Consider the following 16,183-nt stretch of genomic DNA (forward strand, 5'->3'; position numbering starts at 1 on the left):
TTGCAGGAATACCGGCTGTTTGTGTGTCTAGGACTTTGATTGCAGGAATACCGGCTGTTTTTGTGTCTAGGACTTTGATTGCTGGAATACCGGCTGTTTGAGTGTCTAGGACTTTGATTGCAGGAATACCGGCTGTTTGGGTGTCTAGGACTTTGATTGCAGGAATACCGGTTATCTGATTTTCAAGTCCATTTACCATAGTAACGCTAACGATAGATAATGCCGATAAAACTGCTACTGTAATAATTCCTTTAATCATTTTAATCTCTCTTATATTTAGTAATTCAGGCTCAGGGTTAAATAACAATATTATTTTGACAACTGAACTTGTACCTGCATTTGTTATGCCAAATATAAGAGAGAGTGACTTATTTTTTTATTTGGATTTCGTTGATGGTATCAAACTTAAGTTTATCGGCAGCAAGCATTAGCTCAAAGTCGGCTTCTCTAATAGGTTTACTGTATATATATCCTTGAATTTCCTCACAATTAAGTGCTTTTAAGATGTTTAATTGAGCCGTTTGTTCTACACCTTCACCTACCACAGTCAGTCCCATATTGTGGGCTATGGTAATAATTGAATCGACCATCTTGAGATCTCGGTCGGATTTATCAATGTCATCGACAAAGGTTTTATCAATTTTTAAGCAGTTAATCGGGAATCTTTTTAGATATGACAAAGAGGAGTAACCGGTACCAAAGTCGTCAAGTGCCAAGCTAACGCCCATTTTTGCTAATTGTTGCATCACCTTAATCGCTTGCTCTGGATTTTTAATCACAGTCCCTTCAGTGATCTCAAGTTCTAAGTGTTTAGCTGGTAATTTTGTGAGTCGTAAAATTGACTCTATTCGTTGTTGCAGATCAGGAAGAGCAAATTGCCTTGACGATAAATTGACAGCGACTCTGCCACTAAACAGGCCTGATTCGAGCCATTTTTGCGCGGCAAAGCAAGCTTTTCTTAGCACCACGTCACCAATTTCAACAATCAAACCATTTTCTTCGGCCAAAGGAATAAATTCATTCGGTCCTATCAAGCCTAATTTAGGATGATTTAATCTTACTAATGCTTCCATACCGGTGAGACGATCTTTCTTCACATCAATTTTAGGTTGGTAATAGACTTCAAATAAATCGTCTTTGAGTGCTTCTCTGATTAAGGTTTCTATTTCAAGTTGACGTAATGCGTTTTGGTTTAATGATTCTGAATAGAACTGATAGCGATTACCACCACCAGATTTTGCGTGATACATGGCGATGTCTGCTTTACGTAATAATGCTTGCTCGTTTTGCTCATCTTCAGGGTAAAGCACAATACCAATACTAATACCGAGTACGAGTGAATCATTATTAAGAATAAAAGCCGGCTTTAAACAATTAATCACTTGTGTGGCAATGGCGGCGCATGCACCTATATCAGGATGTTGATCGACGAGTAAGGCAAATTCATCTCCTCCAAGGCGGTATAGGCTGGCATGTTTGGGAATGGCTAATTTAATTCTCTCTGCTACACCAATTAATAAATCATCACCAATCTGATGGCCTAAAGAATCGTTAATACGCTTAAAATTATCTAAATCAAGCACCATTAACGTATGATGAATATCTTTTTTGACTAGGTTACTTAGTGTGACTTGCAAACTAGAACGATTAGGTAAACCGGTAAGTAAGTCATTGTTGGTCAGCTTTCTGAGCTCTTCTTCCTGTTGTTTACGACGTGTTATATCTGAGAAAACACCGACATAATGGCTGGTTTCACCTTGTTCATTGTAGATGGCATCAATGGTTAGCTCCATTAAGAAAAAATTGTCTTTACCTTTACTGGCTTCAATTTCGCCGCTCCAACGACCTTGTTGTTTTAGTAAGTTTCTTATTTGTTCAGAATAGCTCGCTGGATAGCGAGAGAAGTTGAGTATTTCATCGACAAATTTTTCTCTTGTTAATTCACTGAGTTCACAACAAGCTTCATTTACTTCAACAAATTGATATTTTTCATCAAGAATAAACATCCCCTCAGAGATATTTTCAATAGCTCTTGCGAATAAACGCAATTGCTCTTCTGCTTGTTTTATATTATTGATGTCTTTAATTGTACCAGTCATACGCAAAGGTCGATCTTTTTGATCGCGCTCGACAATTTTTGCTCTATCTAAAATCCATATCCATTGCTGGTTACGTGCTTTGACTCGATATGCTATTTCAAAATGGTCTGTCAGTGCGCTAAAGTGATCATTTAACGCTTTGGTCACCCGTTCTCTATCGAGAGGGTGGATATTACTTTCTTCATCAGGATTACCCGAGCGACGGCCGTCTTGAGGGAAGTCTAAAGAGCCCCAGATGTTCGAGCGGTAAATTTTGCCACTTTCAATATCCCAATCCCACATTTCATCGCCACTTCCCCACAAAGAAAGTTTTAACCGCTCTTCGCTTTGGGCTATTTGTTTTTGAATCTCTCGTCGGCGAATGATAACTTTAAAAGATAAAACTATAAGGAATAATATAAACATTCCATATACCAACTTGGCTTCTAAAGATAACCACCAAGGAGGTGTAACTAATATTTTTATACTTTTAACATCAGTTTTTTTACCTGAAAGCCTATTTTCAGAATATAGTTTAAAAGTATATTTTCCAGCTGATAAATTTGTATAGGTTACACTGTTATTTCCTTTCGTGGACAACCAGTTCTTTTCTAAATCCTCTAAATAATAGAAAAATTCAAAATCGTTATTATTCTTCCCTAAAATATTAAATTTTATTGTAAATGGATAGTCTGAATATTTTAATGTGATTTCATTAAGGTTATCTATAGGTTTATTAAGGATTTTTGATCCAATATTGACAGGGCTATTGAATAAGAGGAAATCCGTAAATTTTATTTTATCAGTGGAGTTTTTTGACATTGCGGTTAATATCTTATTCGGCTCTACTAAACTAAGCCCATCGGGCCCGCCAAATAATACAGACTTATTCATCACCAATAACGACTGAGTGTTATAGTCTTTTAATACACCATTCTCAATGTTAAGAGTGTGAGCGACACTTGTCTCTGTGTCAATAATATAAACTTCTCTATTCGACGATGCAATAAGTATGTTGTCAATGAAAGCCATGGAATATATTAATTTTTTTCTGTTAAATATCATTTTTGGTTTAGTAGTTGTATTGCTGTCCATCGAGTAAATAGCACTTCGAGTACCAAAGTAGATTTTATTTTTATTAAAAGCTATATTAAAAACTATATCGTCATGGAAAACTTTTGTTATATTATTATTCTCCCATAATAGAAGGCCTGCTTGAGATGCTATCCATAACTTAGAGCCTATTTTAATCATGTCATAGATCGGATAGCTGAAATTTGTATTTATTTTCTCTGTAATTTCACCCGTTGGAGATAGAACCTGTATTTCACCTTTGAAATTTGAGCTATAGATTTTATTTTCATTTTCGTTATATTTTATACTAACTATTAAATCATCATTTATTTTTTTCTCAATACCATTTTCTATATTTATTATAAACAAACCAGACTTTGTGCCGACAAATGCTATTTCATTAATCAATAATATTGATTTTGGCCCATGAGGTAATGATGTCTTAATTGTTTTTTTTAAAATCACATTTTCATTATAGACATATATATTGCTTTCATCATTAACTAAGTATATATTTTTTTTATATTTTGATGTTGACCATATATTTTGAGGTGTGCCTTTTATTTTTTTTACATAATTATTTTCGGGCGAGATTTTTATAAACCCATCATTATAATTTGAGATATAAAGATTTTCCTTGTATATGGAGATGAATGATTTAATGAATTTTTCACCTTCAACTTGAATCTCACCGATAGAGTTCCACTCTATTTTGTTATTAATAATTTCAAGATTAAATAGTTTGTTCTCGTATAGTCCGATAATATTATCTCTATTGCTAGAGTTAATGGATAAGTCTGTTAATTTCAATTCAGATATTTTTTTTATTTCTTCATTAAGGACAAACAAACCTTGATCGGTTGCTGTGATGATATTGTTGTTGAAATTTATAATGTCATTAGATTTACTTAATATTTTATTAAGAGTGTTGACGTCTTTTTTAAAAATATCGCCTTCATAATTTCTAATGTAAAAAAAATCATCTAATTTAATTACATTTTTTATTTCTTTTAATTTTATATCTTCAAAAATGAAGTGTTGGTTATTATTTTTATAAGATATAAATTTGCCATTCAAGCCAACAAAGATTTCACCATCTTGCTTTGATATAGACCAAATAGCTTGTTCACCAATTTGAGTTGAGATACTGTTTTTAGTGAATGATTCTGTTTCTTTATCAAATTGAACGAGACCTTTATCTGTCCCGATTTGCAGAACACCATTGTCATCAATCAGTAAATTACGAATAAAAGAGCTGGGTAGAGAATTTGCATTATCATCGGCATAGAATTGCTTAAATTCATTACCGTCAAAACGATTTAAGCCATTGATTGTACCAACCCATACATAACCCTCCGCATCTTCAACGATCGCCGTTACGGTGTCCTGGGATAAACCATCTGCAACGCCGTAGTTAGTATAATTTAGCAGTAGATCGAAGTTTGATTCTGTTTTGTCAGCTTCAATGGCTGTTGCGCTGAAGCTAAAAATAAAATAAACACATATGAAGAGTAAAATTTTAGGCATAATTTTTATACTTATTCTCTTTCGATGCCGCAAAGAAGTCGATGATTTGTCTACTTTTTCAGAAACTAAGGGCTTTGTCAAAAGCATGTTAACAAAAAAGGTCTGATTGATAGAATATTAGTCAATTATTACCATAAAATGCTTAAATAACTATTTTTTAATCAACTGGTTAACTAATACGAAAGTTTTATTTGGTATTTCGTACTATTAATTGTAGCTAAGACGATTTGTTAACATAATGGTAGCCTACTTGGTATATGACGCCTTTTAGCTAAAGACATTTGCTAAAACTGAAATTTATCAGCTTGCTGTTTAAATGTTTTTAAGTCTTCGATCATATTATCTGAACTTAAGCTTGCTTGATTGAGATGTTGATCTCCACTGTTAAATAGGACTAAACGATCACAATCTTTACTGCGCATGTGCGCGACCATAAACTTAATCAAGTCTGCTCTGGTGAGTTTTTCGACTTCCGATACGACCATTTCACGTTGATTAAATTTATAGTCTCGATTACCTAAGCTTACCCAGTAGCGTTGGCTGCGGGTTTTTAGGTTGGTATCGTGTTCCATGATTTGGCTAATCATGCCTTGCTTGGTGCTTTCCCATTGTTCATTCGTTATTTGCATCACTGCATAATTAAAGTCAGCGATGAATTCATCTATAGCTTCAAGAAGTTGCCTTGGCCCCGTAGTAGGAGACTGCACATAAAAAATTATTCCAGGGTGTCTGTTTAACGGTAAATAACCTGTTCCCACCATATAGCCCAATTGCTGTTTGGTGCGCAGTTCATGAAAAAAGGTTGATGACATCGTATGGTTTAATAAACTGAATAATGCAACACGTTCGGGAGTCGCCTTTCGGGACTGATAGTAAACAATAATCGCGCTATCTTGATGAGCAATTGTTTTCTCCCGCAGTAATGAACCTCTTTTATCCAGATTAATCAATTCGCGTGATGCTTCTGCGCTTGGTTTTGTGACTAATGATAATAAATGCTGTAAGCGCTTGCCTAGTTGCTGCGCTTCTTCAACCAGCCAGTCACCGTATACCAGACCTTCAAGATAAAATTTTTCATAAAATACACTTACATGTTGATGTAAATCATCAAGGCTCAGCAGCGTAAGTTCTTCAGCCATTCTGGTCGGTTCAAAACTTCTTTTTTGCAGTGTCACGGTTAGGCTGGTAAATAACTGTGATATCGGTTTGGCTTGAGCAACGTTATTCCAACTACGTAATATCTGATTTTTAATCATGTTAAAACGTTGTTCGGTAAAGTTACGCTCGCGGGCTTTATTGATGATTAGAGTGAGCAGTTTTTCTTGGTTACCAGTAAAACCGGTTAAATGCAGAGTAATACCACCTTGGTGGGGGTAAATATTATAGTTAAGCCCAGCAACCTCTGCTTGGTATGTTGGTTCTGCTAGGTAATCAATTAGCATTTCAACGTACAGTCTTGTTAATGCTGCTTGTCTTGGTGTTGAGCTAGCTTGCTCTGAGTCTAGCGATAAATATAAATGCCCTTTAGGGACATTAAATTCATCATCTTTTTTATGCCAAATGCGATAACCTTCGCCTTCAGCAACAATGGTTGGTACTTGTGTATTGCTTTTGTTTGCTCGAGCTTGCGGATTGGCGACAATAAACGGATTTTTTTCAGGCAGCTTGAGCTCATCTCTTATGGAGACTAATGACCATTTTGCGATTTGCTGAGGCTGTAATGCTCTAACCTGATAAGGAGTGTTGTACCAATCAGCGTGACTATCGACTTGAGACTCTTTCGCTACCGTGAGCAAACGCATATTGCTCACCGACATCATGCCAAGCAGTTGTGTAGTTTCATCCTCGAGCATCTCATCCATACGATAGTCGCCATAGATAATGTCTTCAATATCGTAATGGTGCATGTTAATACTAAGATGACTCGCTAGATCCAAGGTTTTAATTTGTTCTTGAAACCGAAATGCCGTATCAAGTAAGTTGGCTCGTTCTTGGTAACGCCACGCTTGAATACCTTGCTGTTTAATTAGCTCGATGTATTCAAAAACACAGCTAACCACTTCATTAAGTTCTATCAATCCTTTGTCGGTTAATTGTATGCTAATTGAGTAATCTTTAAAGTTGTAGCCGTTAACACCGCCGCCCGCAGATAAATTATTGGCTAGCCCATGTATTTTTAAATACGAAAGCAAACTTCCCGGACTTTCATTACCGAGTAAGTGGCTGATAAATGTAAGCGGTTTGCGTTTATAAAATTGGTCTATCTCTGGCAGGGAAAAACTAATACTGACTCGTTTTTGATCTTTTAACGGTATTATTTGTATGTGCTTTTGTTGTTCAGCCTTTGTTATCAACGCTTCACAAGGATAGTGTTTACTTACATTTCTATTGAGGATGTTTGAAAAGTATTGCTCAACAATGCTTTCTAGTTTGGCTATAGGGCAGGGGGCTACCACGCACAATGTCATGATATTTGCGCTGTAATGTTGTTGATAAAAAGCCAGCAGTTCATCTCTTATGCCTGCTTGTTTGCCTGCTAAGGTTTTTTGGTTACCTACAGAGAATTTTGAAAACGGATGCTTTGGGTTAACGGTTTCTTTTTGGACTTGATAAACACGGCGAATGTCATCTTTTAATTTCAAACTGAATTCAGATTCGATTGCTTGCCTTTCTCTATCAACCAGCTCTAAATCAAACTTAGGTGCAATGAAAAATTGACTAAATCTGTCTAGTGAACCTTCTAAGGCTTCAGCGTTAATACTGTAGAAAAAATTTGTTTGTTCAGTACCTGTCCATGCATTATTACTGCCGCCATGTTGATTAATGTAAGCATGATACTCGCCTGAGTCTGGATATTTTTCAGTCCCTAAAAACAACATATGTTCAAGAAAATGTGCCATACCAGGACGCTCAACCGGATCGTCAAAATGACCAACACTCACTGCCATAGAAGCAGCGGCTTGATTTGATTGCATATCTTCAACCAGCAGTACTTTGAGTTGGTTATTTAACACTCGATATTGATACTGGCGATGATCATTTTGGCTTTTATAAACTGCTGGAAATTCAGGCAAGAGGAGGCTCCAGAAAAGATAACTTGTTATATATTGATCTTGTTATTACTTTTTAGCAAATTACCTTGGGCAGTTTTATCCTATTATCGACTAAAGTTTATCTTAATATGCTTAATTCTAGGTTTGTTGTTACGGGGATTAACGCTACAATTGGGTCATAATGAGAATAAAAATATCTTGAGAGAAGTATGCAGCTATTTTTGATGCGCCATGGTGAAGCGAGTTTGAATGCACCGTCAGACAGAGAACGAAAGTTAACTGACAATGGTCGAATTCAGACGGGCGATATGGCTAATTGGTTAGCAAGACAAGTCAGTCATTTTGACTTGGTGATTGTGAGTCCGTATTTACGATCTCAGCAAACATGGCAAAAAGTCAGTAAACACTTACCTGAACCGCGTAAGTTGCTGGTACTTGACGATGTTACTCCTTCCGGTGATGCAATAAGAGCGGTTGATCTTGTCTTGGCTTATGCCGAACAATATAAGGCAGATAATGTCTTGGTTATTGCTCATATGCCTCTTTTAGGCTTTATGGTTAGTGAGCTTGTGGCTGGTATGGAACCGCCTTTGTTTGCTACTTCTGCAGTGGCTCATATTGACAAACATGCTCAAAATGCCAGTTTCGTAGCAATGACAGCACCACATCAAGTTGTTGTGTAATGGTAATTGCGTGTTGCATAAAACCAGTTTGCAAAAAAGGTAAGTGATTACTTACCTTTTTACTGTCCGTGCTTATTTTCTCAAATTAACGTCGGTGAGGATGATCACCAATATCAATCAATACTAACAACGCTGCATCGCCGCCCCATTCTTTTGGTGCTTGGTGAAAGGCTTTTACGTTTGGATGTTGTGCTAGCCACATTGGCGTTTGTTGCTTTAAAATTCCCATTCCATAACCGTGCATAACACTGCAACATATTATGCTTTGCTTAACGCATGCTTGAATCAGCGCCGCTAATTCAAGTTTGGCTTCTGCTTGTCGCATTCCATGTAAATCTAACAATAGGTCGGGTGAATAGTCCCCGCGTCTTAAACGTTTCAATTCATGTTTATCTGTGTTGGAATTAATCCAGCGCATAGGTCCATCGACCGGCATAAGCGGCTGATATATGTCCGAAAAATAACTATCAGCATGAATCTGACGTTCTTTGGTTTCGAACTGTTGTTTGGCTTTGACTGGCTGTTTAAAGTGGTGAGTATCTTGCCGTAGCGGTTTGATATCTGCGATTAATGCACTAAACAGCGATGAGTCTGCATAATTATCGTGTTTCATAAGCGTATTGTATTGAATTCTAGGTCATCTTAATAGACATCAGTTACAATAGCGCAGAACAATTTTTAAGGAGTGTGTTTTGGATAAGATCTTTGTAGATGAAGCTGTCACTGAGTTAAGTACCATCGCTGATATGTTACGTTGGGCTGTTAGCCGTTTTAATGATGCCAATATTTATTATGGGCACGGAACGGATAATGCTTGGGATGAAGCGATTGCATTGGTTTTTCATGCTCTACACTTACCTGAAGAAATCGGCCAGCAAGTTATTTTAAGTAATTTAACCAGTAGCGAAAAACACAAAATCGTTGAGTTGATCATTCGTCGAGTTCGTGAGCGCTTACCTGTACCGTATTTAACCAATAAAGCCAATTTTGCCGGACTTGAATTTTATGTTGATGAACGCGTGCTTGTACCGCGTTCACCGATTGCTGAAATGATTAATAATCAATTTAGCCCTTGGTTGTACAACAAGCCAGTTAATCGCATTATGGATTTGTGTACTGGCAGTGCTTGTATTGCCATTGCTTGTGCTTATGCATTTGAAGATGCAGAAGTGGACGCATTAGATATTAGTGAAGATGCGCTTGAAGTTGCTCAGATTAATATTGAATCATTGGGCGTGTTAGATCGTGTTTTCCCTATGCAATCTGATTTATTCTCGGCTATTTCTAAAGGCCCACATTACGACTTAATTGTTTCTAACCCGCCATATGTAGATGCCCAAGATATTGGTGACATGCCAGAAGAGTATCATCACGAACCTGCGATTGGATTAGCATCTGGTAATGACGGCTTAGATTTAACCAAGCGTATCTTAGCTAATGCAGCAGATTATCTTACCGAAACCGGTTTACTGGTCGTTGAAGTTGGTAATTCAATGGTGCATTTGATTGAGCAGTATCCGGATATGCCATTTACTTGGGTTGATTTTGAATTTGGCGGTGATGGTGTGTTTGTATTGACCCGTGATCAGCTAGTTGAAAATGAATCACTTTTCGCCATCTATAAAGATAGTGAATAATAGGCAGGTACAGCAAACGCATTACTGTAAATTTAAATAGAGGTAGTTAACGCTCATGTCAGGAAATAGTATCGGTCAAAATTTTGTGGTGACAACTTTTGGTGAAAGCCATGGTGTCGCGTTAGGTTGTATTATTGACGGCTGTCCGCCAGGACTTGAGCTAACAGTTGAAGATATGCAGCATGATTTAGATCGCCGTCGTCCTGGCACGTCTCGCTATACTACTGCTCGTCGGGAAGCTGATGAAGTGAGAATTTTGTCAGGTGTCTTTGAAGGCAAAACCACTGGCACCTCTATTGGTTTATTGATTGAAAATACCGATCAACGCAGCCAAGATTACTCCGATATTAAAGACACCTTCCGTCCCGGTCATGCTGATTATACTTATCAGCAAAAGTACGGCATGCGTGATTACCGTGGCGGTGGCCGTTCGTCTGCGCGTGAAACGGCAATGCGTGTTGCCGCGGGTGCTGTAGCTAAAAAATATCTCAAGCAAGTTCATGGCATTGAAATTTATGGCTACCTTGCTCAATTAGGACCTATTTGTGCTGAGACTATCGATTTAGCTCAAATTGAACAAAATGCATTTTTCTTTCCTGATGTCGCTAAATTAGAAGCATTAGATGAGTATATGCGTGGCTTGCGCAAATCCGGCGACTCAATTGGTGCTAAAGTTACCGTTGTCGCGACTGGTGTACCAGTGGGTTTAGGCGAGCCAGTATTTGACCGTCTCGATGCCGATATTGCCCATGCATTGATGGGCATTAATGCGGTTAAAGGTGTTGAAATTGGTGATGGCTTCGGGGTTGTTACTCAAAAAGGTTCAGAAGGTCGCGACTTAATGTCTCCACAAGGTTTTGCCTCTAATCATGCTGGTGGCGTTTTGGGTGGAATTTCATCTGGTCAGCCAGTCGTTGCCAATATTGCGTTAAAACCCACCTCAAGCATTAGCGTGCCAGGCCAAAGCATTACAGTGCAGGGCGAGAGTATTGAGATGATCACCAAAGGTCGCCATGATCCTTGTGTGGGCATTCGTGCAGTTCCTATTGCTGAAGCGATGCTAGCCATTGTTTTAATGGATCATTTATTAAGACATCGTGCTCAAAACCATGATGTAACCAGTCAAACGCCAGTTATCGGAATGCGCTAATGTCCTCAGTTAAGCGCGCCGAGCCAGATTTACGCTGGCTCGGCGCTTGTTATTTTTTCTTTTTTTCCATTCTCGGCATTATGGTTCCCTATTTGGGCGTTTTCTTTGATAGTCGAGGATTCAATGCCCAAGAAATTGGTTTTCTCTTGGCAATATTGATGGCGACTCGAATTGTTGCGCCTAATGTGTGGGCTGCTGTGGCCGATCGCACTGGTATGCGCTCAGAACTGATTAAGCTCGGATCCTTTGCCGCCGCGATTACTTACACCAGTTTTTTCTTTGATGGTAGCTTCATATATCTCGCGGTCAGTCTGGCTATTTATACCTTCTTTTGGAATTCGATTCTTGCTCAATTAGAAGTAATTACCTTAGAAACCTTAGGTGATAAATCAGAGCGTTATGGGGCTATTCGCAGTTGGGGCAGTGTGGGATATATCGTGCTGGTGATCAGTGGTGGCCTGGCAATTGATCACTGGGGGCCAGAAGTATTGCCTTATATGGGGATGATATTATTTTTAGGTTTATTTGCTTGCTCGCTCCCATTACCCGCTAATCGCAGTGTGGTGGTCAATAAATCTGAACGGCCCAAGCTGACATTTGATGCATCATTAGTGTGGTTTATGTTATCGGCAATGTTATTGCAGATGAGTGTAGGGCCATTTTATGGCTTCTTTGTATTGTATTTAAAACAGGTCGGCTACTCTGAAACAATTGCTGGAATACTGGTCGCTTTAGGCGTTTTAGCTGAAATTGTGATCTTTTTCTATTCATCGCGTCTTATCCGCCAATATGGTATTCGAGTGTTACTGGTGGTGAGTCTTTTGCTGACTTCGGTTCGCTGGTTACTGTTAGCGTTTGGCGTTGAACATGTTTCATTATTAATCGTCAGCCAATTATTACATGCATTTACCTTTGGCTTAGTGCATGCAGCATCAATTCATTTTATTCATCGGCATTTTAATGTCAGTCACCGCAGCACTGGGCAGGCATTATATGCCAGTGTTAGTTTTGGCGTGGGCGGTGCACTAGGTACATGGATAAGCGGCATGATTTGGGGCGATGGTAGTCAAACCATGTGGGTGTGGGTATTTGCTGCAAGCTGTGCATTGCTATCAATGTTTGCGGTACTGATGATCCCTAACATCAATGGTGAAGCAGCTACAAATACAACCACTGCTCATGGTTAATTAAAACAGTATTGTCGTTATAGCAAGGAGTTGATGTGAAACGTTTTCGCTTAGGAATTATCATTAATCCACTCGCTGGTTTAGGCGGGAGTGTCGGCTTAAAAGGCTCTGATGGTGTAGCTAATGAAGCCTTAGCTAAAGGCGCCATACCTAAAGCACAACAACGTATGCAACAGGCTTTGGATGTCATTTTACCGTTTGCTGAACAAATCGATATTATTACCGCATCTGGTGACATGGGCGGGTTGTTATGTCGCCAAATGGGCTTTAGCACTCAAGAGGTGTATCGCGCTATTGAGACTCGCTCTGCTGAAAAAACATCTGCGCTAGATACACAGCAAGCGGTTAAATGCTTACTTGAGCATCAATTAGATTTGCTGTTATTTGCCGGTGGTGATGGTACTGCTCGTGATATTTACGCTGTTGTTGATGATTCTTTCCCTGTACTGGGCGTTCCCGCTGGAGTGAAAATTCATTCTGGAGTGTATGGCATTACTCCGCATGCATCGGGTGTAGTGGTCCGTATGCTATTAAACGGTGAGTTAGTCAGTTTGATGTCAGCCGATGTTATGGATATCGATGAAGTTGCGTTTAGGCAAGGCATTGTAAAAGCGAGACGATTCGGTGAGATGACGGTTCCTGCAGAGCCGCGTTACATACAAGCCGTTAAAATGGGCGGAAAAGAAGTCGATGAATTAGTGCTGGCCGACATTGCCGCTGACATAATTGAATCCATGGACGATGAACTTTATATTATGGGGTCTGGCAGCACTGTTGCCGCCGTAATGGAAGATTTAGGCTTAGCTAATACCTTGCTCGGTGTTGATGTTATTCAACATAAACAGATTATGGCTCAGGATGTAACGGCGCAGCAACTGCTCACGTTCATTGCGGATAAAAAAACGTATCCCAGCGTAAAACTGGTGATCACTTTAATCGGCGGGCAAGGGCATATTTTAGGTCGAGGTAATCAGCAGTTGTCACCTGATCTCATCAGACAAATAGAAAAAGACAATATTTTAATCTTAGCGACAAAAACTAAGTTAAAAGCACTTGAAGGCAGGCCACTTATTGTGGATAGTGGCGACCCTGAATTAGATAAAGCACTCACTGGCTATTACAAAATAGTCACGGGTTACCATGATTACGTGATGTATCAAGTAGCCAACCCAGATTTAGTGGAGAACTAGAACATGTTAGAACAGTACGATGCAGCATTAGAGTCCTGGATTGAAGACAGTGTTAGCCACAGCGACGATGATGCATTGTTTGCTTGTGGTTATTTACAAGGCCATGTCGCCGTTGTGTTAGCCGAATTAGAAATAGAGGCTGAACAAGATTTAGCAGCACTGGATCAAAAATTAGTTAAGTGCCTTGCCTTGGCAAATGAAGAATTAGATGAACATGATTTTTCATTAGTGGAAGCTGCGTGGCAGCAATTACGTCAACGTATTGTTGCTCAAGCAGCATAACTGGAATAGATAAACAGCTTTTATGGTAAATCCTTCTTCGCAAGTGACTATTGGTTTAGTCAATCCTAAGACTCCGGTTAATGTTGGCGGTATTATGCGTGCAGCAGGCTGTTACGGTGTTGATAATGTTTGCTATACCGGAAAACGCTACGAATTAGCAGCGAAGTCAGGAGATGCTCAATACGATGTCGACACTAAAGATGCAGCTAAACGGATTCCTCTGGTGGGTGTCGAATCACTACTCGATAGCGTGCCAGAAGGGGCGACGATAGTCTGTGTTGATCTGGTAGTAGGTGCTACGCCGCTGCCTTTATTTATTCATCCCGAAAATGCGTTTTATATATTTGGCCCAGAAGATGGCACTATTCCACAGCAATTAATTGATGCTGCTGAGAATGTTGTATACGTCCCCACAGTGGGCTGTATGAATTTAGCGGCTTCAGTGAATGTGTTGCTTTATGACCGATTAGCAAAAACGACTCAAGTTAGAGCCGATGATGAATTAATTAAGCAAAGCCGGGACAATAATAATCGCACCAGAGTAAAACATTGGTTGAAGTAACTTTATTTAAATCAATATTTTAGATTGTAAAAATGCCGAATGAGAGATCTTTCGGCATTTTTATTATCACTGTAGCACTAGAGTAGAGATATGTTAAATAGTCGCTAGCTCTGGTACTTGAGTATTGCTTAGGTGCTGCTTCATGTTAGATTTAACGTTAGTGATACCAATACAATCTATGTTAATCAAAGCTTGATGAATTGGCTTATGTGGCAGATATGATTGCCATAGAGATTATCGATAATGACCATTGATAGTGATTTTGATATAAACCTAAAGTCATCATTATTCATTTGATGCCTTGGAACCAATCAATATTTTTCAATCAAGCCTGATTAGGCATACGCATTAGGCAGCAATATTTGGAGTATGTCATGTCGATATTAAACAATCTGGCTCAGTGGCTACCATTTGGAAAAGTACCTGAAATGGACGCCCAAGCGGTGTTTAAGCGACTTCAGAAAAATAGCATTCAAATAGTAGATGTTCGATCAAAAATGGAATGGGACAAGTCGCATATAGAAGGTTCGCTAAACCTGCCCATTACATCGCTTTCCATTAACACGATAAAACAGCTGCAATTATCACAAGAGATAACCACTGTCGTTATATGTCTCTCTGCCCATCGAAGTATTCCTGGAGTTAGAAAGTTTAAACAGTTTGGGTTTACTGATGTGTATCAACTTGAAGGTGGAATGCTCAGCTGGTGGAAATTAGCGTTGCCAATATCGAAATAACATCAGAAAAAAGACGTTAACAATGACGTTAATATTTCTGCATGGTTGAGGATGTACCCTGTTGTTTGGGAGTATCAACAGCAGTTTTTTGATAACGCTGTAACACTTCACCTTCCAGAGCCCCCACAAGGTAATAAGTTAACCATTGTGAGCTAACTAGCACAATGGCTGATGAATTACATTGAAGATAGACATCTCAAAATATCTTTAAGCCCTAGGGTTATGTGAAATGATTTTTATGCATGTGATAAGTTTGATTTTATAGGGAGCCTTGAAGCAATTACGATTCCGGTTCACATTATTGTCGGTGATAAGGAGCAGATGATGTCTTTGATGTATGCTATTTTTTGAATCATAACTTACCTAAGACAGAGTTAACGATTATCGAAGCTCGAACTTACACGACCTTTTCTGACAGCCTGACTTAATCTATAAAACAATTGAGCAGTTTCTAGCAAGCCTCTAAAAAATGACAGTATTGAGTCCGAAGGGGCATTAATTGCTGTGCTTAGCTATGGGAATGGTTGCATTACGATGAGGTATTAGATGAATATAGGAAGTTTACTAATAGAAATGGTTGCGGGAGTAGGACTTGATAAAAAACTACGACCTTCGACTCTTTATTTATAAAAAGCTGAGCCCGACAAGCTATCAACTGCTCTATCCTGTGTCCGAAAACACTATCAATTATTTTTATTCTATTGATTAAGAAATGGTTGCGGGAGTAGGACTTGAACCTACGACCTTCGGGTTATGAGCCCGACGAGCTACCAACTGCTCCATCCCGCGTCCGATATAACGCTATCAATTGTTTTTATTCTATTGATTAAAGAAATGATTGAGGGAGTAGGACTTGATAAAAAACTACGACGTTCGACTCTTTATTTATAAAAAGCTGAGTCCGACAAGCTATCAACTGCTCTATCCTGTGTCCGAAAACACTATCAATTATTTTTATTCTATTGATTAAGAAATGGTTGCGGGAGTAGGACTTGAACTTACGACCTTCGGGTTATGAGCCCG

At 38.8% G+C, this 16,183-nt stretch carries 11 protein-coding genes, 2 tRNA genes and 1 pseudogene (1 of these 14 cut by a window edge); 8 read left to right on the top strand and 6 right to left on the bottom strand.

Going from position 1 to position 16,183, the window contains the following annotated elements:
* From ACED29_RS11160 to ACED29_RS11170, 3 genes and pseudogenes are all read right to left on the bottom strand, one after another.
* Positions 1-259 (bottom strand): annotated as a pseudogene (locus tag ACED29_RS11160) (hypothetical protein); the annotation flags it as partial.
* Between the two features lie 109 nt (positions 260-368).
* Positions 369-4,679 (bottom strand): EAL domain-containing protein, encoded by a 4,311-nt coding sequence (locus ACED29_RS11165; RefSeq protein WP_371697691.1) that lies wholly within the window; start codon positions 4,677-4,679, stop codon positions 369-371.
* A gap of 284 nt (positions 4,680-4,963) precedes the next feature.
* Positions 4,964-7,753, bottom strand: coding sequence for an insulinase family protein (locus ACED29_RS11170; protein WP_371697692.1), 2,790 nt, complete (start codon positions 7,751-7,753; stop codon positions 4,964-4,966).
* Positions 7,754-7,941: 188 nt separating this feature from the next.
* On the opposite strand from ACED29_RS11170, the gene sixA reads away from it, so the two are divergent.
* Positions 7,942-8,415, top strand: a complete 474-nt coding sequence (gene sixA, locus ACED29_RS11175; RefSeq protein WP_182697072.1) for a phosphohistidine phosphatase SixA — start codon at positions 7,942-7,944, stop codon at positions 8,413-8,415.
* Positions 8,416-8,500: 85 nt separating this feature from the next.
* Here the strand turns inward: sixA and smrB are convergent, their stop codons facing one another.
* The gene (smrB, locus tag ACED29_RS11180) at positions 8,501-9,028 is read right to left on the bottom strand and encodes an endonuclease SmrB (RefSeq protein ID WP_124016323.1); all 528 of its coding nucleotides are present in this window, start codon (positions 9,026-9,028) and stop codon (positions 8,501-8,503) included.
* 79 nt (positions 9,029-9,107) lie between these two features.
* Here smrB and prmB point away from each other — a divergent pair, with 79 nt between their 5' ends.
* The 7 genes from prmB to ACED29_RS11215 all read left to right on the top strand — a co-directional run bounded on the left by prmB (position 9,108) and on the right by ACED29_RS11215 (position 15,160).
* Entirely contained in the window at positions 9,108-10,052 is a 945-nt protein-coding gene (prmB, locus tag ACED29_RS11185) for a 50S ribosomal protein L3 N(5)-glutamine methyltransferase (RefSeq protein WP_124016324.1), read from the top strand.
* 55 nt (positions 10,053-10,107) lie between these two features.
* Positions 10,108-11,202 carry a chorismate synthase gene (gene aroC / locus ACED29_RS11190; protein ID WP_371697693.1) on the top strand — a complete coding sequence of 365 codons (1,095 nt, stop codon included), beginning with the start codon at positions 10,108-10,110 and terminating at the stop codon, positions 11,200-11,202.
* The gene (locus tag ACED29_RS11195) at positions 11,202-12,389 is read left to right on the top strand and encodes an MFS transporter (protein WP_371697694.1); all 1,188 of its coding nucleotides are present in this window, start codon (positions 11,202-11,204) and stop codon (positions 12,387-12,389) included. The genes aroC and ACED29_RS11195 overlap by 1 nt, the downstream gene beginning before the upstream one ends.
* A gap of 35 nt (positions 12,390-12,424) precedes the next feature.
* Entirely contained in the window at positions 12,425-13,579 is a 1,155-nt protein-coding gene (locus tag ACED29_RS11200; protein ID WP_124016327.1) for an ATP-NAD kinase family protein, read from the top strand.
* A gap of 3 nt (positions 13,580-13,582) precedes the next feature.
* Positions 13,583-13,861 carry a YfcL family protein gene (locus ACED29_RS11205; protein WP_124016328.1) on the top strand — a complete coding sequence of 93 codons (279 nt, stop codon included), beginning with the start codon at positions 13,583-13,585 and terminating at the stop codon, positions 13,859-13,861.
* 22 nt (positions 13,862-13,883) lie between these two features.
* Positions 13,884-14,423, top strand: coding sequence for an RNA methyltransferase (locus ACED29_RS11210; RefSeq protein WP_371697695.1), 540 nt, complete (start codon positions 13,884-13,886; stop codon positions 14,421-14,423).
* 374 nt (positions 14,424-14,797) lie between these two features.
* Complete coding sequence (locus ACED29_RS11215) at positions 14,798-15,160, top strand: rhodanese-like domain-containing protein (RefSeq protein ID WP_371697696.1); 363 nt, start codon at positions 14,798-14,800, stop codon at positions 15,158-15,160.
* A 713-nt stretch (positions 15,161-15,873) separates the two neighbouring features.
* Here the strand turns inward: ACED29_RS11215 and ACED29_RS11220 are convergent.
* Both ACED29_RS11220 and ACED29_RS11225 read right to left on the bottom strand, forming a co-directional pair.
* A tRNA-Met gene (locus ACED29_RS11220) sits at positions 15,874-15,949 on the bottom strand.
* Between the two features lie 185 nt (positions 15,950-16,134).
* Positions 16,135-16,183, bottom strand: a tRNA-Met gene (locus tag ACED29_RS11225) (it continues 149 nt past the right edge of the window).

It is taken from the genome of Shewanella sp. 5S214 (genome assembly GCF_041439795.1).
Taxonomy (GTDB): domain Bacteria; phylum Pseudomonadota; class Gammaproteobacteria; order Enterobacterales; family Shewanellaceae; genus Shewanella; species Shewanella vesiculosa.

What these genes read in the sequence shown, in the direction of transcription:
- sixA (WP_182697072.1), top strand. Translation starts at nt 7,942, where the DNA reads ATGCAGCTATTTTTGATGCGCCATGGTGAAGCGAGTTTGAATGCACCG.
- aroC (WP_371697693.1), top strand. Translation starts at nt 10,108, where the DNA reads ATGTCAGGAAATAGTATCGGTCAAAATTTTGTGGTGACAACTTTTGGT.
- ACED29_RS11215 (WP_371697696.1), top strand. Translation starts at nt 14,798, where the DNA reads ATGTCGATATTAAACAATCTGGCTCAGTGGCTACCATTTGGAAAAGTA.
- ACED29_RS11210 (WP_371697695.1), top strand. Translation starts at nt 13,884, where the DNA reads ATGGTAAATCCTTCTTCGCAAGTGACTATTGGTTTAGTCAATCCTAAG.
- ACED29_RS11205 (WP_124016328.1), top strand. Translation starts at nt 13,583, where the DNA reads ATGTTAGAACAGTACGATGCAGCATTAGAGTCCTGGATTGAAGACAGT.
- ACED29_RS11195 (WP_371697694.1), top strand. Translation starts at nt 11,202, where the DNA reads ATGTCCTCAGTTAAGCGCGCCGAGCCAGATTTACGCTGGCTCGGCGCT.
- ACED29_RS11165 (WP_371697691.1), bottom strand. Translation starts at nt 4,679, where the DNA reads ATGCCTAAAATTTTACTCTTCATATGTGTTTATTTTATTTTTAGCTTC.
- smrB (WP_124016323.1), bottom strand. Translation starts at nt 9,028, where the DNA reads ATGAAACACGATAATTATGCAGACTCATCGCTGTTTAGTGCATTAATC.